General features: G+C 70.5%; 27 protein-coding genes. 20 read left to right on the top strand and 7 right to left on the bottom strand.

What is annotated here, in order from left to right; translation table 11 throughout:
- Positions 1-52: 52 nt before the first annotated feature.
- The 13 genes from IE107_RS00180 to IE107_RS00120 all read left to right on the top strand — a co-directional run bounded on the left by IE107_RS00180 (position 53) and on the right by IE107_RS00120 (position 13,598).
- A complete protein-coding gene (locus IE107_RS00180; protein WP_189539664.1) occupies positions 53-868 on the top strand; it encodes a TetR family transcriptional regulator in 816 nt (271 codons plus the stop codon).
- 73 nt (positions 869-941) lie between these two features.
- Positions 942-1,736 (top strand): GNAT family N-acetyltransferase, encoded by a 795-nt coding sequence (locus IE107_RS00175; RefSeq protein ID WP_189539662.1) that lies wholly within the window; start codon positions 942-944, stop codon positions 1,734-1,736.
- Positions 1,737-2,106: 370 nt separating this feature from the next.
- Complete coding sequence (ccrA, locus tag IE107_RS00170; RefSeq protein WP_189539659.1) at positions 2,107-3,480, top strand: crotonyl-CoA carboxylase/reductase; 1,374 nt, start codon at positions 2,107-2,109, stop codon at positions 3,478-3,480.
- 1 nt (position 3,481) lies between these two features.
- A complete protein-coding gene (locus IE107_RS00165) occupies positions 3,482-5,494 on the top strand; it encodes an ethylmalonyl-CoA mutase (protein WP_189539657.1) in 2,013 nt (670 codons plus the stop codon).
- The gene (locus IE107_RS00160; protein ID WP_229866623.1) at positions 5,491-6,510 is read left to right on the top strand and encodes an HpcH/HpaI aldolase/citrate lyase family protein; all 1,020 of its coding nucleotides are present in this window, start codon (positions 5,491-5,493) and stop codon (positions 6,508-6,510) included. Before IE107_RS00165 ends, IE107_RS00160 begins: the two co-directional genes overlap by 4 nt.
- Before the next feature lie 2 nt (positions 6,511-6,512).
- Positions 6,513-7,046 (top strand): MaoC family dehydratase, encoded by a 534-nt coding sequence (locus IE107_RS00155; RefSeq protein WP_189539655.1) that lies wholly within the window; start codon positions 6,513-6,515, stop codon positions 7,044-7,046.
- Complete coding sequence (locus IE107_RS00150) at positions 7,043-8,248, top strand: acyl-CoA dehydrogenase family protein (protein WP_189539653.1); 1,206 nt, start codon at positions 7,043-7,045, stop codon at positions 8,246-8,248. The genes IE107_RS00155 and IE107_RS00150 overlap by 4 nt, the downstream gene beginning before the upstream one ends.
- Positions 8,249-8,429: 181 nt before the next feature.
- The gene (locus IE107_RS00145; RefSeq protein WP_072485156.1) at positions 8,430-9,077 is read left to right on the top strand and encodes a phosphatidylserine decarboxylase; all 648 of its coding nucleotides are present in this window, start codon (positions 8,430-8,432) and stop codon (positions 9,075-9,077) included.
- A 22-nt stretch (positions 9,078-9,099) separates the two neighbouring features.
- Positions 9,100-9,921: a CDP-diacylglycerol--serine O-phosphatidyltransferase gene (gene pssA, locus IE107_RS00140; protein WP_189539652.1), complete on the top strand. Its 822-nt coding sequence runs from the start codon at positions 9,100-9,102 to the stop codon at positions 9,919-9,921.
- A gap of 461 nt (positions 9,922-10,382) precedes the next feature.
- Positions 10,383-10,781 carry a DUF6221 family protein gene (locus IE107_RS00135; RefSeq protein WP_189539650.1) on the top strand — a complete coding sequence of 133 codons (399 nt, stop codon included), beginning with the start codon at positions 10,383-10,385 and terminating at the stop codon, positions 10,779-10,781.
- A gap of 202 nt (positions 10,782-10,983) precedes the next feature.
- Positions 10,984-11,817 (top strand): PP2C family protein-serine/threonine phosphatase, encoded by an 834-nt coding sequence (locus tag IE107_RS00130; protein ID WP_189539648.1) that lies wholly within the window; start codon positions 10,984-10,986, stop codon positions 11,815-11,817.
- A gap of 93 nt (positions 11,818-11,910) precedes the next feature.
- Positions 11,911-12,864, top strand: a complete 954-nt coding sequence (locus tag IE107_RS00125) for an MASE1 domain-containing protein (protein WP_229866622.1) — start codon at positions 11,911-11,913, stop codon at positions 12,862-12,864.
- Between the two features lie 128 nt (positions 12,865-12,992).
- On the top strand, positions 12,993-13,598 hold the full coding sequence (locus IE107_RS00120) for an SRPBCC family protein (RefSeq protein ID WP_189539647.1): 606 nt from the start codon (positions 12,993-12,995) through the stop codon (positions 13,596-13,598).
- Between the two features lie 235 nt (positions 13,599-13,833).
- On the opposite strand, the gene IE107_RS00115 is transcribed toward IE107_RS00120, so the two are convergent.
- Complete coding sequence (locus tag IE107_RS00115) at positions 13,834-14,949, bottom strand: glycerate kinase (RefSeq protein WP_189539645.1); 1,116 nt, start codon at positions 14,947-14,949, stop codon at positions 13,834-13,836.
- A 135-nt stretch (positions 14,950-15,084) separates the two neighbouring features.
- Between IE107_RS00115 and IE107_RS00110 the strand changes: the two genes are divergently transcribed.
- The 3 genes from IE107_RS00110 (at position 15,085) to IE107_RS00100 (ending at position 17,818) form a co-directional block, all read left to right on the top strand.
- The gene (locus IE107_RS00110) at positions 15,085-15,579 is read left to right on the top strand and encodes an NUDIX domain-containing protein (RefSeq protein ID WP_189539643.1); all 495 of its coding nucleotides are present in this window, start codon (positions 15,085-15,087) and stop codon (positions 15,577-15,579) included.
- Between the two features lie 199 nt (positions 15,580-15,778).
- A complete protein-coding gene (locus IE107_RS00105; RefSeq protein WP_189539641.1) occupies positions 15,779-16,981 on the top strand; it encodes a hypothetical protein in 1,203 nt (400 codons plus the stop codon).
- A 105-nt stretch (positions 16,982-17,086) separates the two neighbouring features.
- Positions 17,087-17,818: an SIR2 family NAD-dependent protein deacylase gene (locus IE107_RS00100; RefSeq protein ID WP_189539639.1), complete on the top strand. Its 732-nt coding sequence runs from the start codon at positions 17,087-17,089 to the stop codon at positions 17,816-17,818.
- Here the strand turns inward: IE107_RS00100 and IE107_RS00095 are convergent.
- The gene (locus IE107_RS00095; protein ID WP_189539637.1) at positions 17,815-18,219 is read right to left on the bottom strand and encodes a (2Fe-2S) ferredoxin domain-containing protein; all 405 of its coding nucleotides are present in this window, start codon (positions 18,217-18,219) and stop codon (positions 17,815-17,817) included. The two genes, IE107_RS00100 and IE107_RS00095, sit on opposite strands and share 4 nt — an antisense overlap.
- 336 nt (positions 18,220-18,555) lie before the next feature.
- On the opposite strand from IE107_RS00095, the gene IE107_RS00090 reads away from it, so the two are divergent.
- Positions 18,556-19,143, top strand: a complete 588-nt coding sequence (locus IE107_RS00090) for a TMEM165/GDT1 family protein (protein ID WP_189539634.1) — start codon at positions 18,556-18,558, stop codon at positions 19,141-19,143.
- A gap of 88 nt (positions 19,144-19,231) precedes the next feature.
- On the opposite strand, the gene IE107_RS00085 is transcribed toward IE107_RS00090, so the two are convergent.
- The 4 genes from IE107_RS00085 to rpmB form a co-directional block, all read right to left on the bottom strand.
- Positions 19,232-19,756, bottom strand: a complete 525-nt coding sequence (locus IE107_RS00085; RefSeq protein ID WP_189539633.1) for a methylated-DNA--[protein]-cysteine S-methyltransferase — start codon at positions 19,754-19,756, stop codon at positions 19,232-19,234.
- Positions 19,757-19,777: 21 nt separating this feature from the next.
- The gene (locus IE107_RS00080; protein ID WP_189539631.1) at positions 19,778-21,250 is read right to left on the bottom strand and encodes a DNA-3-methyladenine glycosylase 2 family protein; all 1,473 of its coding nucleotides are present in this window, start codon (positions 21,248-21,250) and stop codon (positions 19,778-19,780) included.
- Positions 21,251-21,394: 144 nt separating this feature from the next.
- The gene (gene rpsN, locus IE107_RS00075; protein ID WP_189539629.1) at positions 21,395-21,700 is read right to left on the bottom strand and encodes a 30S ribosomal protein S14; all 306 of its coding nucleotides are present in this window, start codon (positions 21,698-21,700) and stop codon (positions 21,395-21,397) included.
- On the bottom strand, positions 21,700-21,936 hold the full coding sequence (gene rpmB / locus IE107_RS00070) for a 50S ribosomal protein L28 (RefSeq protein ID WP_189539627.1): 237 nt from the start codon (positions 21,934-21,936) through the stop codon (positions 21,700-21,702). Before rpmB ends, rpsN begins: the two co-directional genes overlap by 1 nt.
- 67 nt (positions 21,937-22,003) lie before the next feature.
- Between rpmB and rpmG the strand changes: the two genes are divergently transcribed.
- The 3 genes from rpmG (at position 22,004) to IE107_RS00055 (ending at position 23,642) form a co-directional block, all read left to right on the top strand.
- Positions 22,004-22,168 (top strand): 50S ribosomal protein L33, encoded by a 165-nt coding sequence (gene rpmG / locus IE107_RS00065; RefSeq protein WP_189539625.1) that lies wholly within the window; start codon positions 22,004-22,006, stop codon positions 22,166-22,168.
- 65 nt (positions 22,169-22,233) lie between these two features.
- On the top strand, positions 22,234-22,488 hold the full coding sequence (locus tag IE107_RS00060; protein ID WP_189539624.1) for a type B 50S ribosomal protein L31: 255 nt from the start codon (positions 22,234-22,236) through the stop codon (positions 22,486-22,488).
- Complete coding sequence (locus IE107_RS00055) at positions 22,488-23,642, top strand: CobW family GTP-binding protein (protein ID WP_189539622.1); 1,155 nt, start codon at positions 22,488-22,490, stop codon at positions 23,640-23,642. The genes IE107_RS00060 and IE107_RS00055 overlap by 1 nt, the downstream gene beginning before the upstream one ends.
- Positions 23,643-23,667: 25 nt before the next feature.
- On the opposite strand, the gene IE107_RS00050 is transcribed toward IE107_RS00055, so the two are convergent.
- Entirely contained in the window at positions 23,668-24,204 is a 537-nt protein-coding gene (locus IE107_RS00050; RefSeq protein ID WP_189539620.1) for an O-acetyl-ADP-ribose deacetylase, read from the bottom strand.
- Between the last annotated feature and the right edge of the window lie 931 nt (positions 24,205-25,135).

The following is a 25,135-nucleotide window of genomic DNA, read 5'->3' as shown; positions in this document are numbered from 1 at the left end:
CGGCCCGCCCCCACGGGCGCACTCCCCGGGCCCGATGCAGTACGTTCACACCATGTCCCAGCCCGCCAGGTCCCCCCGTGTCTCCACCGCGCCCGACACCCAGGAAAGTGCCGCAGGCACGCGCGCCGCCGCCCAACGGCTCAAAATGCGCCGTGAACTGGCCGCCGCGGCGATGGAACTCTTCGCCACGAAGGGGTACGAGGCGACGACGGTCGACGAGATCGCGGGCGCCGCCGGGGTCGCCCGGCGGACCTTCTTCCGCCACTTCCGTTCCAAGGAGGAGGCGATCTTCCCGGACCACGACGACACCCTCGTCAGGGCCGAGGCCGTCCTCAATGCCGCACCGGCGCACGAGCACCCCCTCGACACCGTCTGCCGCGGCATCAAGGAAGTCATGAAGATGTACGCGGCGAAGCCCGCGGTCTCCGTGGCCCGTTACAAACTGACCCGCGAGGTCCCCACTCTGCGTGAGGCGGAAATCGCCTCGGTGGCCCGCTACGAGCGGCTGTTCACCCGCTATCTGCTGGGCCATTTCGACGAGCGCGACCACCATGTCGGCAACGACGACCCGCTGCTGGCGGAGGTCGCGGCGTCCGCCGTCGTCACCGCGCACAACCATGTGCTACGCCGCTGGCTGCGGGCGGGCGGCGAGGGCGATGTGGAGGCGCAGCTCGACCATGCCTTCGCGATCGTCCGCGACACCTTCGGGACCGGCATCGGGGCCGGCCGGTCCGCCGGAACCGAGTCCGCGAAGCAGCCGGCCGCCTCGGTGGCCTCCCAGGGCGAGGTGCTGGTCGCCGTGGCGCGTACGGACGCGCCGCTCGACGAAGTGATGCGCACGATCCAGCAGGCGCTCCAGGACCGCTGACCGGGGGCGTGCCGGCCGGCACGCCCGCCGAAACCTGGTTGCCGGGCCCCCGCGCCGGTGCTGTGGTGAGCGGATGAATCCTGATCACGCAGCACTGCTGGCCCTTTTCGACCGCGAGATGCGCGAGCACGCCCGCCCCGACGGCCCCGGCGTCCGGGTCGAGCGCACCAGTGACGTCGTACGGCAGGTCGGCGCGGCCGACGACTGGAACGGCGTCGTCTGGTCGGCGCCGGCCCTGGACCCCGCGCGGGCGGACGCGGTGATCGCGGCCCAGGTGGCCCACTACGCGGCGCTCGGGCACGGCGAGTTCGAGTGGAAGCTGTATGCGCACGACCGGCCGGCCGATCTGGCGCAGCGGCTCCTGGCGGCCGGTTTCGAGGCGGAGGAGCCGGAGACCCTGCTGGTCGCCCCGGTCGCGGAGCTCTCGACGGCGGTGGAGCTGCCCCACGGCGTGCGGCTGCGCACCGTACGGGACGCGGCCGATGTCGAGCTGATGGCCAGGGCCCATGAACGGGCTTTCGGCTCGGACTGGTCGCGGCTGCGGCACCAGGTGCTGGCCAGGCTGGCCGAGGACCCGGACGGCTTCGTCGGCGTCCTCGCCATGGTGGGCGACGAGCCGGTCAGCTCGGCCCGGATGGAGCTGTATCCGGGCACGGGCTTCGCCGGGCTCTGGGGCGGCGGAACGGTCGAGGCGTGGCGCGGGAGGGGCGTCTACCGGGCCCTGGTGGCCTTCCGTGCCCGGATAGCGGCGGAGCGCGGCTACCGCTACCTTCAGGTCGATGCGTCCGGGATGAGCAGCCCGATCCTCCAGCGGCTCGGATTCGCGGCCCTGAGCACCACGACCCCCTACATGTACCGGTCGCACTGATCGATCATTCACGACCCTTACCGGGGCATATCTCTGCGAAACACCCTTCACACCGCTCATCGGTGCCCTGCGGGTGACAAGTGAGAGAAATTGTTGGCACCGAGTGCCTTGCCAGGTGTCACGGAGTGCCATACGTTGAAGTTGTCCGGGCGGCCGGCGTGCTGAGATCTCACGTACGCCGGCTGTCCCCGCAAGCCATGTGCCTGCGCGTCCGGACGCCTGCGTCACAGGCGAACCCTTCTGCTCCACAGAGCAAGCCGAAGCTTTGACAGCCGAACCGACGGCACCACCTCCACACCACACCGCTCCCCTCTTGCTCGCAGGGACTCCCAAGCGATCCCGCAGCGCCCCCATCCGCCGGAGGCACACCGTGAAGGAAATCCTGGACGCGATCCAATCGCCGGACAGCACAGCCGCGGACTTCGCGGCCCTGCCCATTCCTGAGTCGTACCGCGCGGTGACCGTGCACAAGGACGAGACCGAGATGTTCCACGGCCTCGCCACTCGCGACAAGGACCCCCGCAAGTCGCTGCACCTCGACGAGGTCCCGGTGCCCGAACTCGGGCCCGGCGAGGCCCTGGTCGCCGTCATGGCGAGCTCGGTGAACTACAACTCGGTCTGGACCTCGATCTTCGAGCCGATGGCCACCTTCGGCTTCCTGGAGCGCTACGGAAAGCTCAGCGAGCTCACCCGGCGCCACGACCTGCCGTACCACGTCATCGGCTCGGACCTGGCGGGCGTCGTCCTGCGCACCGGTCCCGGTGTCAACGCCTGGCACCCCGGCGACGAGGTCGTCGCACACTGCCTCTCGGTCGAACTGGAGTCCTCGGACGGCCACAACGACACGATGCTCGACCCCGAGCAGCGCATCTGGGGCTTCGAGACCAACTTCGGCGGCCTGGCGGAGATCGCACTCGTCAAGTCCAACCAGCTGATGCCGAAGCCGCAGCACCTCAGCTGGGAGGAGGCCGCGGCTCCGGGCCTGGTCAACTCCACCGCGTACCGCCAGCTCGTCTCGCGCAACGGCGCGGGGATGAAGCAGGGCGACAACGTGCTGATCTGGGGCGCCAGCGGCGGACTCGGCTCGTACGCAACGCAGTTCGCCCTGGCCGGCGGCGCCAATCCGATCTGTGTCGTCTCCAGCGAGCAGAAGGCCGACATCTGCCGGAAGATGGGCGCCGAGGCGATCATCGACCGCACCGCAGAGGGCTACAGGTTCTGGAAGGACGAGCACAACCAGGACCCGCGCGAGTGGAAGCGGTTCGGCAAGCGCATCCGTGAACTCACCGGTGGCGAGGACGTGGACATCGTCTTCGAGCACCCGGGCCGCGAGACCTTCGGCGCCTCGGTGTACGTGACCCGCAAGGGCGGCACGATCGTCACCTGCGCCTCCACCTCCGGCTACAACCACGAGTACGACAACCGCTACCTGTGGATGTCGCTGAAGAGGATCGTGGGCTCGCACTTCGCCAACTACCGCGAGGCGTGGGAGGCCAACCGGCTGGTCGCCAAGGGCAGGATCCACCCCACCCTGTCGAAGGTCTACTCACTGGAGGAGACCGGCCAGGCCGCGTACGACGTCCACCGCAACCTCCACCAGGGCAAGGTCGGCGTGCTGGCGCTGGCACCGCGCGAGGGGCTGGGCGTGCGCGACGAGGAACTGCGCGAGCGGCACATCGACGCCATCAACCTGTTCCGCGACGCGTCAGCGGAGCGGACCGACGAGCACAGCCGGGACGTCTGACATGAGCGGCCGTCAGAAGGACCGCCCGTGGCTCATGCGGACGTACGCCGGCCACTCGACCGCCGAGGCGTCCAACGAGCTCTACCGGCGCAACCTCGCCAAGGGCCAGACCGGCCTGTCGGTCGCCTTCGACCTGCCGACGCAGACGGGCTACGACCCCGACCACATCCTCGCCCGCGGCGAGGTCGGGCGGGTCGGCGTTCCCGTCTCGCACCTCGGTGACATGCGCCGGCTGTTCCAGGACATCCCCCTGGAGCAGATGAACACCTCGATGACGATCAACGCCACCGCGATGTGGCTGCTGGCGCTCTACCAGGTGGTCGCCGAGGAGCAGGGCGCCGATCCCGCCAGGCTCCAGGGCACCACGCAGAACGACATCGTCAAGGAGTACCTCTCGCGCGGGACGCATGTCTTCCCGCCCGGTCCCTCGCTCCGGCTGACCACCGACATGATCACGTACACGGTCAACCGCATCCCGAAGTGGAACCCGATCAACATCTGCAGCTACCACCTGCAGGAGGCGGGGGCCACTCCGGTCCAGGAGATCGCGTACGCCATGTCGACGGCGATCGCCGTGCTCGACGCGGTCCGCGACTCGGGGCAGGTCCCCGAGGAGAAGTTCGGCGATGTCGTCGCCCGTATCTCCTTCTTCGTGAACGCGGGCGTCCGCTTCATCGAGGAGATGTGCAAGATGCGCGCGTTCGGCCGCATCTGGGACCGGATCACCCGCGAGCGGTACGGCGTCGCCGACGCCAAGCAGCGCCGCTTCCGCTACGGCGTCCAGGTCAACTCCCTCGGGCTGACCGAGGCGCAGCCGGAGAACAACGTCCAGCGCATCGTCCTGGAGATGCTGGCCGTCACGCTCTCCAAGGACGCCCGCGCCCGCGCCGTCCAGCTGCCGGCCTGGAACGAGGCGCTGGGGCTCCCCCGGCCCTGGGACCAGCAGTGGTCGCTCCGCATCCAGCAGGTGCTCGCGCACGAGAGCGATCTGCTGGAGTACGAGGACATCTTCGCCGGGTCGCACGTCATCGAGGCCAAGGTGGACGAGCTGGTCGCCGAGTCGCTCGCCGAGATCGACCGGATCGAGCGGATGGGCGGCGCCATGGCGGCCGTGGAGTCCGGCTACCTGAAGTCCGAGCTGGTGGCCTCGCACGCCGCCCGCCGGGCCCGGATCGAGGGCGGCGAGGAGCGGATCGTCGGCGTCAACATCTACGAGACGACGGAGCCGAACCCGCTCACCGCGGACCTCGACGGGGCGATCATGACGGTCGACCCCGCCAACGAGGCCCGGGTCGTGGCCGCCCTGCACGACTGGCGCGACAACCGCGACGAGGCCCGCGCCACCGAGGCGCTGGCGGCGCTGAAGAAGGCCGCCGCGGGCAGCGACAACATGATGGAGGCGACCGTGGAGTGCGCCCGCGCGGGTGTCACCACCGGCGAGTGGTCCTGGGCGCTGCGCGATGTCTTCGGCGAGTTCCGGGCCCCGACGGGCGTCTCGTCCGCGCCGGTCGCGGTGACCGCCGAGGCGGGCACCCCGCTGGCGCTGGTCCGCGAGAAGGTCGCCCGCACCGCGGCCGACCTGGGTGCCGGACGGCTGCGGCTGCTGGTCGGCAAGCCGGGCCTGGACGGGCACTCCAACGGAGCCGAGCAGATCGCCGTACGGGCCCGCGACGCCGGGTTCGAGGTCGTCTACCAGGGGATCCGGCTGACCCCCGAACAGATCGTCTCGGCCGCCCTCGCCGAGGACGTGCACTGCGTCGGCCTGTCCGTCCTGTCCGGCTCGCACGCCGAACTCGTACCGGACGTACTCTCCCGGCTGCGCGAGGCGGGGGCCGCCGACATCCCGGTCATCGCGGGCGGGATCATTCCGCCCGCCGACGCGTCGGCCCTGATCGCGGCCGGTGTCGCCGCCGTATTCACCCCGAAGGATTTCGGTATCACGGAGATCATCGGCCGTATCGTCGACGAGATCCGGAAAGCGAACAAGCTCGACCCTCTGGAGGTCCCCGCATGACTGCCGTCAACCGCCCGCCCGTCTCCCACCACCACCCTCAAGAGACGTCCCTGCGGGACGGCACCTCCCGCCTGCGTCCACGCCGTTCGTGTCTGGCCGTGCCCGGCTCGAACCCGCGGTTCCTGGAGAAGGCCCAGGGCCTCCCCGCCGACCAGGTCTTCCTCGACCTGGAGGACGCCTGCGCGCCGCTCGCCAAGGAGGGTGCCCGGCACACCATCGTCGACGCGCTGAACAACGGTGACTGGACGGGCAAGACCCGGGTCGTGCGGGTCAACGACTGGACCACGCACTGGACGTACCGCGATGTCATCACGGTCGTCGAGGGCGCCGGCCAGAACCTCGACTGCATCATGCTGCCCAAGGTCCAGGACGCCCAGCAGGTCGTCGCCCTCGACCTGCTGCTCACCCAGATCGAGAAGACGATGGGCTTCGAGACCGGGAAGATCGGCATCGAGGCGCAGATCGAGAACGCCAAGGGTCTGGTGAACATCGACGACATCGCCGGCTCCTCGCCCCGGCTGGAGACGCTGATCTTCGGCCCGGCCGACTTCATGGCGTCGATCAACATGAAGACCCTGGTCGTCGGCCAGCAGCCGCCCGGGTACGGCGCGGACGCGTACCACTACATCCTGATGCGCATTCTGATGGCGGCCCGTACGCACGACCTCCAGGCGATCGACGGCCCCTTCCTCCAGATCCGTGACGTGGACGCGTACCGCGAGGTCGCGGGCCGGGCGGCGGCGCTGGGCTTCGACGGCAAGTGGGTGCTGCACCCGGGCCAGGTGGACGCGGCCAATGAGGTGTTCTCGCCCTCGCAGGAGGACTACGACCACGCGGAGCTGATCCTCGACGCGTACGAGTGGTGCACCTCGGAGGAGGGCGGCAAGAAGGGCTCGGCGATGCTCGGCGACGAGATGATCGACGAGGCGAGCCGCAAGATGGCCCTCGTCATCGCAGGCAAGGGCCGCGCGGCCGGCATGCAGCGCACCTCCAAGTTCGAAGCCCCGGAGGCCTGATCATGCAGTTCGGACGCACATACGAGGAGTTCGAGGTCGGTGCGGTCTACAAGCACTGGCCCGGGAAGACGGTCACCGAGTACGACGACCACCTCTTCTGTCTGCTGACCATGAATCATCACCCGTTGCACATGGACAGCAACTACGCGGAGCGGACGACCGATTTCGGAAAGAACGTCGTTGTCGGCAACTACATCTACTCACTGCTGCTCGGCATGTCCGTCCCGGACGTCTCCGGAAAAGCGATCGCCAATCTGGAGGTCGAGTCGCTGAAGCATGTCGCCCCGACATTCCACGGCGACACGATCTACGGCGAGACGACGGTTCTCGACAAGATTCCGTCAAAGTCCAAGAACGACCGCGGAATCGTTCATGTGGAGACCAAGGGGTACAAGCAGGACGGCACGCTGGTGTGCGTGTTCCGCCGCAAGGTGATGGTCCCCACCGAGACGTACATCAAGGAGCGCGGCGGCGAGCAGCCGGGCCGCCCCGAGCCGACCCAGCCTTCGCAGAAGAACGTGGAGAAGCAGCCATGACGCGACTCGCCCAGACCGCCGGTCTCAACGACGTCCAGCAGGAAATCCTCTCCACAGTCCGGGATTTCGTCGACAAGGAGATCATTCCGGTCGCGACCCGGCTGGAGCACCGCGACGAGTACCCCACCGAGATCGTGGAGGGCCTCAAGGAGCTCGGCCTGTTCGGGCTGATGATCCCCGAGGAGTACGGGGGGCTGGGTGAGTCGCTTCTCACATACGCGCTGTGCGTGGAGGAAATCGCCCGCGGCTGGATGAGCGTGTCGGGAATCATCAACACGCATTTCATCGTGGCGTACATGCTCAAGCAGCACGGCACCCAGGAGCAGAAGGACACGTTCCTGCCGCGCATGGCGCTGGGCGAGGTCCGGGGCGCGTTCTCGATGTCCGAGCCGGCGCTGGGCTCGGACGTCTCGGCGATCACCTCCAAGGGCGTCAGGGACGGCGAGGAATACGTCCTCAACGGCCAGAAGATGTGGCTGACGAACGGCGGCACGTCCTCGCTCGTCGCCGTGCTGTGCCGGAGTGACGAAGGCCACCCCGAGGGGACCGCCCCGCACAAGTCGATGACTACATTCCTGGTCGAGAAGGAACCCGGTTTCGGCGAGGTGCGTCCCGGTCTCACCATTCCCGGCAAGATCGACAAAATGGGTTACAAGGGCGTCGATACGACCGAACTCATCATGGACGGGCTGCGAATTCCGGCCAATCGAGTGCTGGGCGGCACGACCGGCCGAGGGTTTTACCAAATGATGGACGGAGTCGAAGTCGGCCGGGTGAATGTGGCCGCACGTGGCTGCGGCGTCGCACAGCGTGCTTTCGAGCTGGGCGTTTCCTATGCCCAGCAGCGCCAGACCTTCGGAAAGCCGATCGCCCAGCACCAGGCGATCCAGTTCAAGCTGGCCGAAATGGCCACCAAGGTCGAGGCCGCCCATGCCATGATGGTAAATGCAGCGCGCAAAAAGGACTCCGGGGAACGAAACGACCTGGAGGCAGGGATGGCGAAGTACCTCGCCTCCGAGTACTGCAAGGAAGTCGTCGAGGACGCCTTCCGCATCCACGGCGGTTACGGCTTCTCCAAGGAGTACGAGATCGAGCGCCTCTACCGGGAGGCCCCGATGCTGCTCATCGGCGAAGGTACCGCCGAGATCCAGAAAATGATCATCGGGCGCCGACTCCTCGAGGAGTACCGGTTCCAGGGGTGATTGTCCCTTTCGAGGCGATTTAGCCGCGAAGAAGATCACACCCTGTCATCCTCGGCCGGTGCCTTCAAGCCGTCCGACTCGGCTGCTGGCTTGCCCAGTTGTTGCCCGCAACCGATAGCATCGCCGGAAAAGCCGCCGTCCCCCGTTGCCAGCGCGGCATCATCCGCTACGAAGGTCATCCATGCCCGACAGCCAAACCTCTGCACCACGCGGCGGGGTCCGCCTTGCGCGCGGAGCTTCGCCGTGGCTCCTCCCGACCGTCGCCACCGCGGCGCTCAGCCTCACCCGGGCCCGCAGGTCCGGACGCTGGGCCGCGGTCGCCGTGCCCACCACCGCGCTCGCGGCGGGCATGCTGTGGTTCTTCCGCGACCCCGAGCGCGAGATCACCCAGGGCCGGGTCATTTCGCCGGCCGACGGCGTGGTGCAGAGCATCATGCCGTGGAAGGACGGGCGCACCCGCGTCGCGATCTTCATGAGCCCGCTGAATGTCCACGTCAACCGTGCCCCCCTGGCCGGCACGGTGACTTCGGTGGAGCACATCCCCGGCGGGTTCGTTCCGGCGTTCAACAAGGAGAGCGAGAACAACGAGCGCGTTGTCTGGCACTTCGACACCGAACTCGGCGACATCGAGATGGTGCAGATCGCGGGTGCGGTCGCCCGGCGCATCGTCCCGTACATCCCGCAGGGCACGAAGGTGGAACAGGGCGAGCGCATCGGCCTGATCCGCTTCGGCTCGCGGGTCGACATCTACCTTCCGGAAGGTGTCGATGTCGCGGTCGAGGTCGGCCAGGCCACCACCGCGGGGGTGACTCGAATTGACCGTGATTGATCCTGATACACAGGCAGGCTGGGTGCCCGAGTCGGAGTCCGAGGAGGACGCCGGCGAGGACATGCCGCTCTCTCTGCGGCTGTCGATAGCGGACACCCTCACTCTCGGTAACGCCACGAGCGGTTTCATGGCGGTGTACTTCACCACCACCGGAATCCTCATCCCGCACCTCACGGGCAGCGACGAGAGCGGCATGGCCCGGCACTCCGCGGCCACCGCCGTGATCCTGATGCTCCTGGCGGCGGTCTTCGACCTCTTCGACGGGCTCGTGGCGCGCAAGCTGCGCTCCTCGCCGATGGGTGCCGAGCTGGACAACCTCTCGGACCTGATCAGCTTCGGGCTCGCCCCGGCGTACTTCGTCCTGGTGTACGGCATGGTCGCGGACGACGCGCACCAGCGGGTGTCGGCACTGGCGGCGATCGTGGTGCTGCTGGCGGTGGTGCTCAGGCTTGCGAGATTCTCGTGCGTGACCATGAAGGACGGCATGTTCCAGGGCATGCCGAGCCCCTTCGGAGCGCTCACGGTCGTCTCGATCGTGCTTCTGGAACTGCCCTTCGTACCGACGCTGCTCGCGATCGTCGGGGTGGCGTGGCTGATGGTCAGCCGGGTCGAGTACCCGAAGCCGCGGGGCGTGCTCGCGGTGGCGATGCTCAGCTGGATCGTGGCAGCGATGGGGCTCCTCGCCGCGTGGGCATTCGAAGCCCCCGGCGGCCAGCTGCTCCTCCAGACCGGCTGTGCGCTCCAGGTGGTCCTGGGAGCGGTCATCCCGCTCTTCGCGACCGCCCGGCGGGTGAACACCTTCCGTGACAACCGGCGCGAGGCACGGACGGCACAGCTGCCGTAGCGGCAGGCAGGACACAGGTGAAGGACCCGGGTGCTCCCCAGCACCCGGGTCCTTCCGCGTGCGGCCGCCGTACGCGATCCCGTCCCCCGGGGGCTCCGCCTCACACTGCGGGTTGCGCGTACATGCTGCGGGCGAGCCCCGGCGGCTGTTGCGGGCGGCCGGACACCGATGTTCCACGCGGGCATGGTGAGCTTGATCTGCTCCGGTGCGGTCCACGAGACTGGCTCCTCAGCCCGGTCCATGCGACAGAGCCGTCTGCGAACGTGACCTGGAACGCGCCCGGGGCCGGCTCCCGGTCGGCGGCCGCGCACCGGTCGGCCGTGCGCCGGTCCCTTTCGAGGAGGGGGTCGTTTCACAGGCTGCCGCATCCGGACCAGGGTTCACCGCTCGTGAGCAACTCGCCGACCGCCCACCGGCTTTGGACGGGCGGAGACCATGATGACGAAGGACTCGGAACCCCGATGACAGACAACTCGGACATGATCGACTTCGTTCGGGAACGCCTCGCCGATGAGGAGCGCATCGCGCAGGCGGCGGGCGGCGACAGCTGGCGGTGTCCGGCCGATGTGCCCGGCGAGGTCCACGACCGGTCGGGGGCCATCGCGTTCAGCGTGCGGAATCTCGGTTTCGACCAGCACATCGCCCTCCAGGACCCCGCGCGGACCCTGCGCCGTATCGAGACGAGCCGGGTACTCCTCAACGAATACGCGGAGGTCGCCCACCTGGACACGGACCGGCCCGAGCACGACTTCCGCTCCGGCCGGGCCGTGGGGCTGGGGTTCGCCGTACGGCAGCTGGCCGCGGAACACGCCGGCCATCCCGGGTACCGGGCCAGATGGCTCCCCCGGTTCATCCAGTAGCGCCACCGCGTTCGGTGCCGCGCACCCTCGGGCACCGGCCGCGCCTCTCGGTGCCGCGCGCCCCGGGGGGCGTGCCCGGTGAGCCACGAGGCCCCTGGCGCCCTCGACCGGGTGGCTCCGTGCCCCTGCCACGGGCCCTCCTGCGGACGGCGACGGGAGGCTAAGGTTTCAGAAGGGGCGCACCGGACCGCTCAGGGACGCCATGCACCGACACCGCAGGGAACAGGACAACGCCCAGGAACTCCTCCTCACCCTCGGGCGCCTCGTCGACCGGGCCCTGGAGAACATCAGGCGCCAGCGCGCCCGGGCCGAGCTGGGCCTGGCCCTCCAGCGGCACATGCTCCCCCCGGAGCTGCCCGACTTCCCGGGCCTGCGGACAGCCGCCCGGTACTCCCCCTCGCAGGACGGTCTGGCCGTCGGCGGTGACTTCTACGACGCGTTCGCGATGCTGGACGGGGCGGCTGGGATCGCCATCGGCGATGTGCAGGGGCACGGGGTGGAGGCCGCCGCCTTCATGGGTGAGGCCCGCGCCAGTCTCAGGGCGCTCGCCAGCGTCACGGCCGACCCCGGCAAGGTACTGGCCTGCGCCAACGATCTGCTGATCTCGCTGGGCGGCGACCTGTTCACGACCTGCTGCCTGGTGAGCGTCGTCCCGGAGAGCGGCGAGCTGTCCGTGGCACGGGCCGGACACGTACCGATCGTATGGGGCACCGACGACGGCGGCTCCGGCGTCTCCCTGGACGCGGGCGGGGTGCCCCTGGGCATCCTGCGCGACCAGCAGTACCCCGTGACCCGTCGGCGGCTGGAGCAGCCCGGGTACCTCGTCCTGCTGACCGACGGGGTCGTTGAAGGGCCGTCGTATCCGATCGACGAGGGGCTCGCAGCGGTGTCGGAGGTGGTCGCCGCGGCGGACGGAGCCGATCCCGGCGAGCTGGCCGCGCGGGTGATCGAGGTGGCGGACCTGACCGGTCACGACGACGACGCCGCCGTGCTCGTCATCCGCTACGACGGTGCGCCGGGAGCGGTCGGGGGGTGACGCGGCCATCGGCGCGGGGCCGGGACGTACCCCGTTCGCCGTCTTCATCGGCACGGTGTCGGCGCGCCCGGGCGGGCGGACGGCGGCGGCGTGGTGTCTGATGCTGTGGTGGTGGACAGCGCACGGCTCCGGCAGCAGACGGCTCAGCTCCTGACGGTCCTCGCAGTGGCCGTCTGCTACTACGCGACGGCCCGTCTGGGACTGCTCCAGCAACTGGTACGTGGTCAGGTCACCCCGCTGTGGCCGCCGACCGGGATCGCGGTCGCGGCGCTGCTCGTCTTCGGGCTGCGGATCTGGCCCGCGATCGCTCTCGGCGCCCTCGCGGTGAACATCATCATCGGGCCCGCCGTCCTGCCTGTGCTGGCCATCGCCGCCGGGAACACGGCCGCCCCGGTCTGTTCCTTTCTGCTGCTGCGGCGCGTGGAATTCCGTAATGAGCTCGACCGGCTGCGGGACGCGCTGGCGCTGGTCTTCCTGGGCGCGCTGACAGGCATGCTGATCAGCGCGACGGTGGGCACCGGCTCCCTGATCCTCGCGGGCGCGGTCCGGGCCGAGGACTTCTGGCCGACGTGGTCGGTCTGGTGGACGGGCGACGCCATGGGCGTCATGGTCGTGACACCGTTCCTGCTCGTTCTGCGCCGGTTCCACCGGCCGTCCGGCATCGGACCGGCCAGATGGGCGGAGGCCGTCGGGCTGGGGGCGTGCACCCTGGCCGTCACCCTGCTGGCGACCGAATCCGGTGCTTCTCGGCTCTTTCTCGTGTCCCCGTTCCTGATCTGGTCCGCCTTCCGCTTCGAGCGCGCCGGCGCCGCATGCTGCGCCCTGGGCGTGTCGACGCTCACGATCCTCGCCGCCGGACGGATGGCGGGCCCCTTCGCCCACCACGGCCTGCTCACCAACATGATCACTCTCCAGGCCTTCATCGGCTCCACCGCGCTCACCGCCCTGCTGCTGGCCGCGGTCGTCACCGAGCGGAACAGCACCTACCGCGAGATCAAGCGGCTCTGTGCGCAACTCTCCGAGAAGGTGACCCGACAGGACCTATGAGTCACTCCATCGGTCCCGCGACGGGTGCGCGGTCGGGCGATCCGAAGCAGGCTGATGGGCGACGGCACCGCGACAAGGGCGACCGGACGCCGATACTCCGGCGGACGGGCGCCGTAAGAGGTGGAGCCATGCCCCATGTCTCTGCGAATGTCCATGTGTCCCGCCCCGCCGACGAGATCTTCTCGTTCCTCCGGGATCCGCGGAACCTGGCCGAGTGGTCCTCGAGCATAGAGCGGGTGATAGACGGCCCGATCGCCACCGGACTGGGTGACGAGTACACCTGCAAGTTCCCGGGCAGACGGCGGACGCACCGCCTGCGGTGCACCGCGAGCACGCCCGTCGAGTACCTGGCATTCCGCGGTGCGGGCATGTGGACCCCACTGGGGCGTCACTCGCCGGAACTGGAGTTCCGGCTGAGCCCGAACCGGGAGGGCACGACGGTCACCGTTTCGGTCAAGCCCCATCTGGACGGCGGCATGATCATTCTCGCGCCGTTCGTGACGATGGCCTGGCGTCGGGACCTGCCCTCTGAACTCCGGTGCCTCGCCGAACTGCTCGGCGGCGAGGGCGGCGCGGAGACGGGTGCGGTCGACCTGGGTGCCGTACGTGACAGCAGGGACATGAGAGATCTGCGGGACGCACGGGACGCAGAAAGCAGCCCGGACACGAGGGATGTGCGGGACGAAGAAAGCAGCCCGGACGCGAGGGATGTACGGGACGCAGAGAGCACCTGACAGCCGGGACAGGAAGGGTGAGCGGGACGTGAGGGCCGCGGGGGAAGCCGGGGCCCGGCGCCCTCCGTGGGCCGGCCCGGGTTACCGGGACGGCCCCAGCGTTGGGCAGGGGTGGGTTCCGTTGCGCGGAGCGGCCCCTTGCCCGCCCCTTCCCGGAGCCGGGGCCCGCCCGCGGGCCCCGGCGTGTCCTCGATCGCCGGGACGGGCCCGATCGCCATGAGCCGGGCGCTGCGGGCTACCGCAGGAAGTCGCGCGCGATCGCCTCGGAGGCCCGTTCCAGCAGGGGCCCGGCCTGGGCCATCGAGACAGCGGGGTCCGGTTCCAGATCCGCGAGGGCGTACGCGCGACGGATGCCCGCCGCCGTCAGCGCCTCCGGCGGCAGGGCCAGTCGGCCGCATACCGCGACGACCTCGATGCCCGCGGCGCGGGCCGCCGCCGCCACTCCCGCCGGAGCCTTGCCGTGGAGGGTCTGCTCGTCGAGCGACCCCTCCCCGGTGATCACCAGGGTGGCCCGCGCCAGCGCCGGGGCGAAGCCGAGGACGTCGAGCATCACCTCGATGCCGGGACGGAACCGCGCGCCGAGGGCGACCAGCGCGCCGTAGCCGATGCCACCCGCCGCTCCCGCTCCGGGCAGCGCGGCATGCTCCGGGCCGAGGACCGACGCGTAGTGGGTGAGCGCCGCGTCGAGGGTCGCGATGTCGTCCTCGGTCGCGCCCTTCTGCCTGCCGTAGACCTCGGGGGCGCCCTTCGGGCCGGTCAGCGGGTTGTCCACGTCGCTGGCGAGGATCAGATCCACCTCGGGCAGTCGGGGATCGAGTCCCGACAGGTCCGCCTCCGCCAGCTCGGCCAGACCGCCGCCACCGGGGCCGAGGGGCTTGCCGTCCGCGTCCAGGAAGCGGGCGCCGAGCGCGGCCAGCATGCCCGCACCGCCGTCCGTGGTCGCGCTGCCGCCGACGCCGAACACGATCGTCCGGGCACCCGCGTCCAGCGCGGCGGCGAGCAGTTCGCCGGAGCCGTACGTCGTGGCCGTGAGCGGGGCGAACACCCCCGCGGGCAGGTGCTGGAGGCCCGACGCCTCGGCCATCTCCACCACCGCCGTGGTGCCGCGCACCGCGTACGCCGCGGTCACCGGATCACCCAGCGGGCCGGTCACCCGCACCTCGCGGCGCTCGAATCCGGCGGCCACCGCCGCCGCCACCGTGCCGTCGCCGCCGTCCGCCACGGGCAGGGTCTCGACCCGTACGCCGGGGACGACGCGCCGCAGCCCGGCCGTCACCCGCTCCGCGACCTGTACGGCCGTGAGCGAGCCCTTGAACTTGTCCGCCGCGACGAGCACGCGTGCGGTCTCCATCACTGCTCCGTCCGCCACCTTGCATCCCTTGCTTTCGAACAGGCAGTCGCGCCGCCCCCGACCCTATCCGCAGCGGATACCCGCTGCCCAGAGCCGTCATCGCGCCGTCTGCGCCCCTGCCACTACGCTGCCCGCGTGACCACCACTGACTACAGCTCCTACATCGCGGGGCTCCCCCGCGTGCTGGCCGCCGCGGCCACCGTGTTCCGGGACGACCGGGGGCGGGTACTGCTCGTCGAACCGAACTACCGGGAGGGCTGGACGCTGCCCGGCGGAACGATCGAGTCCGACGACGGCGAGGGCCCGCGGCAGGCCGCACGGCGCGAGACGGCCGAGGAGATCGGTCTCGATCTGCCGCCGGGACGGCTGCTCGCCGTCGACTGGGCACGCGGCCCGCAGCGGCCGCCGATCGCTGCGTATCTGTACGACGGCGGAGTGCTGGACGAGACGCAGCTGAAGGAGATCCGGCTCCAGGAGGAGGAGTTGCTGTCCTGGAAGCTGGTCGAGCGCGAGGAGATCGACCACTATCTGCTCGGAGCGCTCGCGCTGCGCGTGAAGGCGGCGCTGGACGTGCTCGAATCCGGTGGTGGCGCGGTGGAGTTGGAGGACGGCCACCCGGTGGGCGGCTGACCCGAGGCCCCGGGCCCGCCCCGGCCCCACGCTCCCGCTATCGCCGCATACAGCCCGTATTCCCGTTGCGTCCCGTTGTGCTGACCAGCCGTCAACTGGTAGTCCGGTCGACGGCTGCCGGACTCCTCAGTTCATGCGCCATTGGTCCGCAGTGCACGCTCGACCGGCATCATCCGGACTCCACGACAGCGGAGGGATCATGCGTACACACACGGGACACCTCGGCAGGCTGCCGGCCACGATCGTCGCAGCGTTCGCCTGTACGGCAGTTGTCGCCACGGCGTCGACGGCACTCGCGGAACCGGGATCGGCCCCGGCCGCACACGGCAGGCTGCCGCTGACGGTCGACGGCGGCGCCTGGCAGTCCGGCCACGTCCAGGGCATGGCCATCGACCGCCGCAAGGGCTTCATGTACTTCTCGATGACCAACCTGCTGGTCAAGACCGACCTCGAGGGCAACCCGGTCGGCTCGGTCACCGGATTCACCGGCCACCTCGGCGATCTGGACTTCAACGCGGAGGACGGCCGGGTCTACGGCTCGCTGGAGTACAAGGAGGCGAAGTCCTTCTACATAGCGATCCTCGACGTCGACCGCATCACCCGGATGAACATGGACGCCCAGTCCACGGGTGTGGTCTCGACCGTCTATCTCAAGGAGGTCGTGAAGGACTTCACCGCCGACATGAACGGCGACGGCGTGTTCGACGGTGACACGGGCAAGACGCCCGACCACCGCTACGGCTGCAGCGGCATCGACGGTGTGGCGTTCGGTCCGGCCTTCGGCGACCGGCGCGGCAAGCGCGCCGAGCGGAAACTGACGGTCGCGTACGGCGTGTACGCCAACACCGGCCGCGCGGACAACGACCACCAGGTGCTGCTCCAGTACGACGTCACCCGGTGGAAGAAGTACGAGCGCCCGCTGACCGAGTCGGCCCCGCACACCAGCGGACCCGCCCGTGTCGACGGCAAGTTCTTCGCGTACACCGGAAACACCAATTACGGCGTGCAGAACCTGGAGTACGACGGGCACAGCGGCAACTGGCTGATGGCCGTCTACAAGGGCTCCAAGCCCGGCTTCCCCAACTACTCGGTCTTCGCGCTGGACGGTGCACGCAAGCCGGTGCGCGGCCCGGTGCGCGGGCAGCAGCGCCCGGAGCGCGGGCTGCTGCTTCCGCTGCTGCGCGAGGGCGCGCACGACACCACGACCGGTACGTACGGCTGGCCCGCGCCGGGACAGTACGGCCAGTACGGCCTGGTCTCGCTCGACGACGGGCGGTTCTACGTCGCGAAGAGCGGCACCGTCCAGGACGGCGGTGTCACCAAGCAGACCGCGAGCGCCGTGCTGAACACCTGGACGGGCCTGACCCCGTCGCCCTTCACCCCCGTCGGCCCCGCGGCCTGACGGCCACCACGTCCGCCACGCCCACCCACACGCACCACGGGGCCGGCAGCCGCCCGAGGCGGAAATGGCCTCGCCGGGATGTCCGGCGCTGCGTACGCTCGCGACATGACTCTCGTCGCGATCCTCAGCGGCGCCGGCATCTCCACGGACTCCGGCATCCCCGACTACCGCGGGCCCAACGGCCTCTGGCGCAAGGATCCGGAGGCCGAGAAGCTCGTCACGTACGACTTCTACATGGCCGATCCGGAGATCCGCCGCCGCTCCTGGCAGATGCGCCGCACCAGTGCGACCTGGGCCGCCGAGCCGAACGCGGCCCATCGCGCGGTGGCGGAGCTGGAGCGGTCCGGCGCCCCGGTGCGGGTGATCACGCAGAACGTCGACGGTCTCCATCAGCTCGCCGGGCTCCCGGCCCGCAAGGTCCTGGAACTGCACGGGACGGCGCGCGAGGTGGTCTGCACCCGCTGCCATGCCCGCTCCCCGATGGCCGAGGCGCTGGCCAGGGTGGAAGCGGGCGAGGCCGACCCGCCGTGCACGGCCTGCGGCGGCATCCTGAAATCGGCCACGATCATGTTCGGTGAGCGGCTCGACCCGGTGGTGCTGGGCCAGGCGGTGTCGATCGCGAAGGCCTGCGAGGTGTTCATCGCGGTCGGTACGACGTTGCAGGTGCAGCCCGCCGCCTCGCTGGCCGGGCTCGCGGTGGACAACGGGGCACGGCTCATCGTGGTGAACGCGGAGCCGACGCCGTACGACGAGCTCGCCGAGGCGACCATCCGCGAACCCATCGGCACGGCGCTGCCCGCGCTGCTGAAGCGGCTGGCCGCCGGTACGGGGCCTTAGCGTTCGATCTCCTGCTGCATGCGGCGCGAAGGGCGGAACGTGTACAGGTCGAGGATCTCCGGCGGGTCCACCAGTCCCGGACCGCCCGCCCCGGCCCAGGCGGCGATGTCCGTCACCGCGTCCGGGTCGTTGACCAGCCCGAGCCAGACCGGGCGGCCGCCCGCACGGCGGCCCTCGGCCGACGGCTGCACGACGATGACATTGGCCTGTTCGCAGGCGTCCAGGCAGTCCACGGCACGGACCGTGGCCGACTCGCCGAGCGACCGCCGCAGTTCGGCGAGCTGACCGGCGTGGTCCACGTCCGGAACCTTGGCCGTGCCGCAGCAGCAGCCGCGGCAGACGCTGACGGTGGGCCGCGACGCCCCCTGGGCGGGGACGGCCCGTGGGGTGCGGCGGCTCATGCGGGGACGCTTCCGGTGCGGGCGCGAATGATCATCAGGGGACTGTACCCATCCCGGCCATCGGATCGAACACCTGCTCTCCCCCGTGAGCGGGTGGGGTACAGTTGGTGGCTGCGAAGGGGAGTAGCCCCGCAAACCGGTCGTCGACACACTGGAACCCCCGGGTTCCCGGTGGCCGGGCCCGTGGACGATGGCGGGCGGGCGAGACCTTCGGTCAGGTATGACACGCCCGCACCCCGTGGGCGCTGACGTCATGCCGGGCCGAGTGGTCCTCCGGAAGCCCGCGTGGCGCTTCGCGAAGGCCCGGGGCCCGGCTCTTACAGAAAGCCACCCGGAATGCACCTCGACCCCCTGGCGATTCTCACCGCCTTCGGGCTGATCTTCCTCGCGGAACTCCCCGACAAGACGATGTTCGCGTCGCTCGCCATGGGCACCCGCATGCGACCGCTGTACGTCTGGTTCGGCACTTCGTCCGCGTTCATCGTGCACGTCGCCATCGCGGTGGGGGCCGGCAGCCTGATCGGGCTGCTGCCCGACTGGATCGTCAAGCTCGTCTCCGCCTCCCTCTTCGCGTTCGGGGCCTTCATGCTGCTGCGCTCGGGCGGCGGCGATGACGGCGACGAGGACGGCGCGGCGAAGACGGTGACCGGTTTCTGGCCGGTCTACTCGACCGCCTTCATGGCCGTCTTCATCAGCGAATGGGGCGATCTCACCCAGATCACCACGGCCAATCTGGCCGCGAGCGACGGCACTTGGTCCACGGCGATCGGGTCCGCGGCCGCGCTGATGTCCGTCTCGGCGCTGGCCCTGCTCGCCGGGCGCTTCATCGCCAAGCGCGTGCCGTTGAAGACGGTCCAGCGGATCGGCGGGCTCTGCATGCTGGGGCTGGCGATCTGGACCCTGGTGGAGATCTTCACCGGCTGACGCCACGCCCGCAGGGCACTTAGGGACGTGCGGACGGGCCCGGACCACTCGGGTCCGGGTCCGTTTCCATGGGCATGGGCCGGCGGGCTCAGAAGAGCGCCGGGGTGTCGTTCTCCGTACCCTTCTCGAAGGCCAGCAGCCGCTGTTTGCGGTCGAGCCCGCCGCCGTAGCCGGTGAGGCTGCCCGAGGCGCCGATGACACGGTGGCAGGGGACGATGATGCCCACCGGGTTCTTGCCGTTGGCGAGCCCCACGGCACGTGAGGCGCCCGGTTTGCCGAGGTTCTCGGCCAGTTCGCCGTACGAGCGGGTCTCGCCGTACGGAATCAGCTGGAGCTGTGCCCAGACGCGGCGCTGGAACGGCGTGCCGTCCAGGTGCAGCGGCAGGTCGAAGGTGTGCAGTTCCCCGGCGAAGTAGGCGTCGAGCTGGCGGGCGGTCTCGGTGAAGGGCCGTGGGTCGGGTTCGCCGAACGTCTCCTCGGGCGGGCGGTGCCGCTGGCCGGTCATGTAGAGGCCCGAGAGGACCTTGTCGGTGGCGACGAGGGTGAGCGGACCGTAGGGGCTGTCGAGGACCGTGTGCTGCCTGGTCGTCGTACGCGGATGCGTCGTTGTCATGGCTGGGCTTCCCGGGCTTCCTCAGGTGGGCAGGTGGTTGATGGGGTGGTTGTCGACGGTCCACAGGTACTGGACCGCGTACGCGCGCCAGGGGCGCCAGGCAGCCGCGCGGGCGGTGAGCGCCGCCGGTGTCGAGGGCAGGCCCAGCTGCTCGGCCGCGCGCCGGATGCCGAGGTCGGTGGGGAGGAAGGCGTCAGGGTCGCCGAGCGCCCGCATCGCGATCACCTCGACGGTCCAGGGGCCGAAGCCGGGGAGGGCGGTCAGTTCGGCCCGCGCCTGCTCCCAGTCGGTGTCGGTGCCCAGCCGCAGCGAGCCGTCGGCGAGCGCGCCGACGAGGGTGGTGAGGGTGGTGCGGCGGCTGCGTGGCAGGGCGAGTCGTTCGGGGTCCAGTCCGGCCAGCTCCCCGGGGTCCGGGAAGAGGTGGGTGAGACCGCCCTCCGGATCGTCGACGGGCAGGCCGTGCGCGGCGACCAGACGGGCCGCGTGGGTGCGGGCAGCGGCGGTCGAGACCTGCTGGCCGAGCACCGCCCGCACCGCGAACTCCGCGCCGTCGACGGTACGCGGCACCCGTCGGCCGGGCTCCTTGCGGACCAGGGGCGCGAGGAGCGGATCGACGCACAGCTGCTCGTCGACGGCGACCGGGTCGGCGTCCAGGTCGAGCAGCCAGCGGCAGCGGCTGATCGCGAGGGTGAGATCGCGTGGATCGGTGAGGGAGAGGCGGCAGGCGATGTGGTCGGGGTGCGGGGTGAGCGCGACGATGCCGTGTCCGTGCCGCAGGGAGAGCGTGCGGCGGTAGGCACCGTCGCGCCACTCCTCGACGCCGGGGACGGCGGTCGCGGCGAGATGGCCGAAGAGGTTGCTGGGGTTGAGCGGGGCCCGGTACGGCAGCCGAAGCGCTATCACTCCCGGAGCGACCGGCGGTTTCGCGGACCGGGTGGCGCGGCTGCGCAGCTCGCCGGGGGCCAGCGCGAAGACCGCGCGGACGGTGTCGTTGAAGGTGCGGATCGAGGAGAACCCGGCGGCGAACGCGACCTCCGCCATGGGGAGTCCGGTCGTCTCGATGAGCAGCCGCGCGGTCTGGGCGCGTTGCGCGCGGGCCAGGGCCAGCGGGCCGGCGCCCAGCTCGGCGAGCAGTTGGCGCTCGATCTGCCGGGCGGAGTAGCCGAGCCGGGCAGCGAGCCCGGGGACGCCTTCGCGGTCGACGACACCGTCCCGGATGAGCCGCATCGCGCGGGCGACGGAGTCGGCTCGGGCGTTCCACTCCGGGGAGCCGGGGCTGGTGTCGGGCCGGCACCGCTTGCAGGCCCGGAATCCGGCCTGCTGGCAGGCTGCGGCGCTGGGATAGAAGGTCATGTTCTCGACCTTGGGCGGTACGGCCGGGCAGCTGGGGCGGCAGTAGATCCGGGTGGTCAGGACCGCCGTGAAGAACCAGCCGTCGAAGCGGGCGTCCTTGGACTGGACGGCCCGTACGCAGCGCTCGGTGTCGGTGTACATGGCTCAAGCATCCGCCACCCGGGACGCGGGGGCTGGCGAGAATCCGACATCGACGTCGCGCTGCCAGGACTTGTTGCTCGCCCGGAAGCCCCGGTGGGCCGGTTCGGCCACCGGGGCTCCGCCGGGGCGCGCCCGCGTCGGCTGTCACCAGGAGGACTTGGTGACCCCTGGTAGGAATCCGGCATGGGCCTGCTCGCGTGCGCGCACGCGGGAGAGACCGAACTTCCGCAGGTATCCGCGGGGCCGCCCGTCCACGCTGTCCCGGTTGCGCACCCGGGTCGCGCCGGCGTCGCGCGGCTGGCGCCGGAGCTCGTCCGCGGCGGCCCGGCGTTCGGAGTCCGTGGTGGAGGGCCGGCGGATGATCTCCTTCAACTCGGCGCGCCGGGCGGCGTACCGCTCGACGGTCGCCCTGCGCTTCTCGTTCTGCGCGATCTTGCTCTTCTTGGCCATCAGACCTTGCCTCCCCTGGCGCGGATGCGGGCGACGGCCGCCTCGATCCCGATGTTGTCGACGGTCCTGATCGCCCTGGCGCCGAGCGTCAGCCGGACATGCCGGCCCTCGCTCGCCAGCCAGTATCTCTTGCGCTGGATATTGGGGTCGAAGCGGCGCGAGGTGCGCCGGTGCGAGTGGGAGACGGTGTTGCCGAAACCCGGCCGGGCGCCGGTCAGTTGGCAGTGGGCGGACACAAAGTCACCTGTCTTCCATGGAGAACGACTTGTTGGCAATGGAAATCATTGCCATATAGTAGCGGTCATGGCACGCAATGAACTACGGCCGGTTGTCAGGCTCCGCTCCACCGCCGGAACCGGCTCCACCTACGTCACCCGCAAGAACCGCCGGAACGACCCCGAGCGGATGGTCCTGCGCAAGTACGACCCGGTGGCCCGCAGGCACGTCGAGTTCCGCGAAGAACGCTGAGCCGCCCTCGCCCGGCCGACCGCCCCCAGCAACCCAGCACTCCAGCGATCCAGAAGGACACCGTCATGAAGCCCGGAATCCACCCCGCGTACGGCCCCGTCGTCTTCCGCGACAAGGCGGCCGGCTCCGCCTTCCTCACCCGCTCCACCGCGACCGGCGCGAAGACGGTCGAGTGGGAGGACGGCAACACCTACCCCGTCGTCGACGTCGAGATCTCCTCCGCGAGCCACCCCTTCTACACGGGCACCGCCCGCGTTCTGGACACCGCGGGCCGCGTCGAGCGGTTCGAGCGCCGCTACGGCCGAAGCGGGGCGAAGTGATGCGCGGCAGCGACCGACTGCCCGTCGTGATCGTCGGCGGGCTCCACTCCGACGCACGCAAGGAGGTCGTGGACCGGCTGCTGCGCACCGTCCCCGGCAGCGTCGCGCTCCACCACGATCTGGCCACGGCCACCGAGGGCGCCGTACGGCGTCTCGTCCGCGACGCCTCGGGCGAGCTGTCGCGCGGACGGGCCCCGCTCGTCGACGACTGCGCCTGCTGCGCGTTGCGCGAGGACCTGGTGCCGGAGCTGGAGCGGCTCGCCGCCGACGGCCAGACCCGGCTCGCGGTCGTCGAACTGTGGGACTCCGTCGAGCCGAGGGCGATGGCCGAGGCCGTCGTCGCGCACGGCGGCGACGCCCTCGAACTCACCAATGTGATGACGGCCGTCGACCCCGCTCTCGTCATGCCCTGCCTCGGCAACGGCGACGACCTGGCCGAAGCGGGTCTGGCGGCGGCCGCCACGGACCGGCGGACCGTCGGCGACACCTGGGCGCGGCAGCTGGAGTACGCGCCGGTGCTCGTTCTCGTCGACAGCGACGCGGCCGACGACGAGGACCGCGCGCTGCTCGCGCAGCTCCACCCGACGGCCCGTCAGGTGTCGTCCGGATCCGATGAACTGGTCCTGCTCGCCTTCGCGGGCTTCGACGTGGAATCGGCGGCCGCGGCCCAGCACCCGGCATGCGCGCTGCTGCCGCAGGAGGCGGACGAGGCCGGAGTCGCCACGCTCGTCTGGCACCACCACCGCCCCTTCCACCCCGAGCGGCTCTTCCAGGCGCTGGAGGAGCTGTGCTGTGCGGCCGCGCGCAGCCGGGGCCGCTTCTGGCTCGCCGACCGCCCCGACACCCTGCTGGCCTGGGACGCCGCCGGGGGCGCGCTCTGCGTGGAGAGCGCGGGCCCATGGCTGGCCTCACTGCCGGACGCGGCCTGGGACATGGTGCCTCCGGTCCGCCGGGCCGCGGCCGCCCTGGACTGGCATCCCGAGCACGGCGACCGCTGCCAGCACCTCGTCTTCACCTCCCCCGGACTCGACCGGGAGGGGCTGGCCCGGCTCCTCGATTCCTGCCTGCTCACCGACACCGAATACGCCGCGGGCACCGAGGCGTGGAGACGGCTCCCGGCCCCCTTCGACTCGTTCCTCGATCCGGCCCACTGACGCACCGGCCGGCGGCGCCCGCAGATCAGTCCTGCGCCGCCAGTACCTCTTCGAACTCCGCGTACGCCTGCGCGTCGAACAGCACGAACCGCACCTCCGTCACGGGCGGCGCGGCCTCCGCCAGGACCGTGCGGACGGCGATGCGCGCCCCGTCGTCCATGGGCCAGCCGTAGATCCCGGTCGAGATGGCCGGGAAGGCGACGGTACGCGCCCCCAACTCTGCGGCCACCCGCAGTGATTCGCGGTAGCACGAAGCGAGGAGAGCCGAGCGGTCCTCGGAGCCGCTCCAGACCGGGCCGACGGTGTGGACGACCCACTGGGCGTCGAGTGCTCCGGCGGTGGTGGCGACCGCCTGGCCGGTGCGCAGGCCCTTTCCGTACTGCGATGCGCGCAGTTCCCGGCACGCGGCAAGGATCTCCGGACCGCCCCGGCGGTGGATCGCACCGTCGACGCCGCCTCCGCCGAGCAGGGAGGAGTTCGCCGCGTTGACGATGACATCGGCGGACTGCCGGGTGATGTCGCCGCGGACCAGGGTGACGGTCACGCCCTCGGGTGTACGCATGTGGACCATCATGCCCTGCGGGTGCTCAGGCCGCCCGTGGGCGCCGCCGGACCGTCTTCACCGCGTGGTGGCGGGCCACGCCGCGCACCCCGAGGGCGCGTGGTGGGGGCGCGGCGGATTCCACTCCCACCGGCGTACTGTTCCGACCGCCCCTGTGCGCTCGCCCATCGGGCTGACTCTTCGTCAAGGCCCTTGTGTCATATTCCATTTGTATGGGTCACTTGAGCATCTCGACCGGTGGGCCGCCCATCACTCTCCGGGGGAGCGCGGAACCGTTCTGTTCGCCGGCGTTGCAGGTATGACGGGCCTCGGCATCGGCTGCTCGGGATGACCGCGATGGGCGCCCCCGTAGAGGACTTGGACCCGGCCAGTCGCCTCTGCCAGGTCATGGCAGAGGCTGATGCGGAAGCCCCCGGCATCTGCAAGGGAGCGGTGCGCGAGCCATCCGCGCACACCGAGTACCTCGTCGTCAAGGTCACGGGCGTGGCCGCGAACTCTGCGGCCCTCGTGGGGTCATGGCCACCGTCAGCGAGTCGACATCAGTCATGTGAACACCTCGGCCTCGCGCCGGGGGGGAAGAGTTCGGCGGCTGTCGGTCCAGCACCATGGGGGCAGCACCGGCTCGCACGAAGCGGCACCCGTGGTGGGCCCGACACGGCGTCCGGGGCCGAGGCACGCTGCACAGCTCATCACGGTTCCTCCCTGGCGAAGGCCGCTGCCGGCGCCTCTCCCGGCAGAGATTTCGGGCGCTGCCCCGGGTGTGTCCCACGACTTACCCGTGAGAGCGGCCGAGGAGGAGGCGAGCGAGGACGGCCGATCCGGTGGCCCGGTGGTCCACGTCGTGGCCAGGGGTCCCCGACCGTGACCCGGCTCAAGCCAACTCACCGATATCACACAGCAGTTCACACAGGAGGACGACCATGCCAATCAC

This window comes from Streptomyces gelaticus (assembly GCF_014649535.1).
GTDB classification, from domain to species: Bacteria; Actinomycetota; Actinomycetes; order Streptomycetales; family Streptomycetaceae; genus Streptomyces; species Streptomyces gelaticus.
This window is presented reverse-complemented; position numbering and strand designations above follow the sequence as displayed.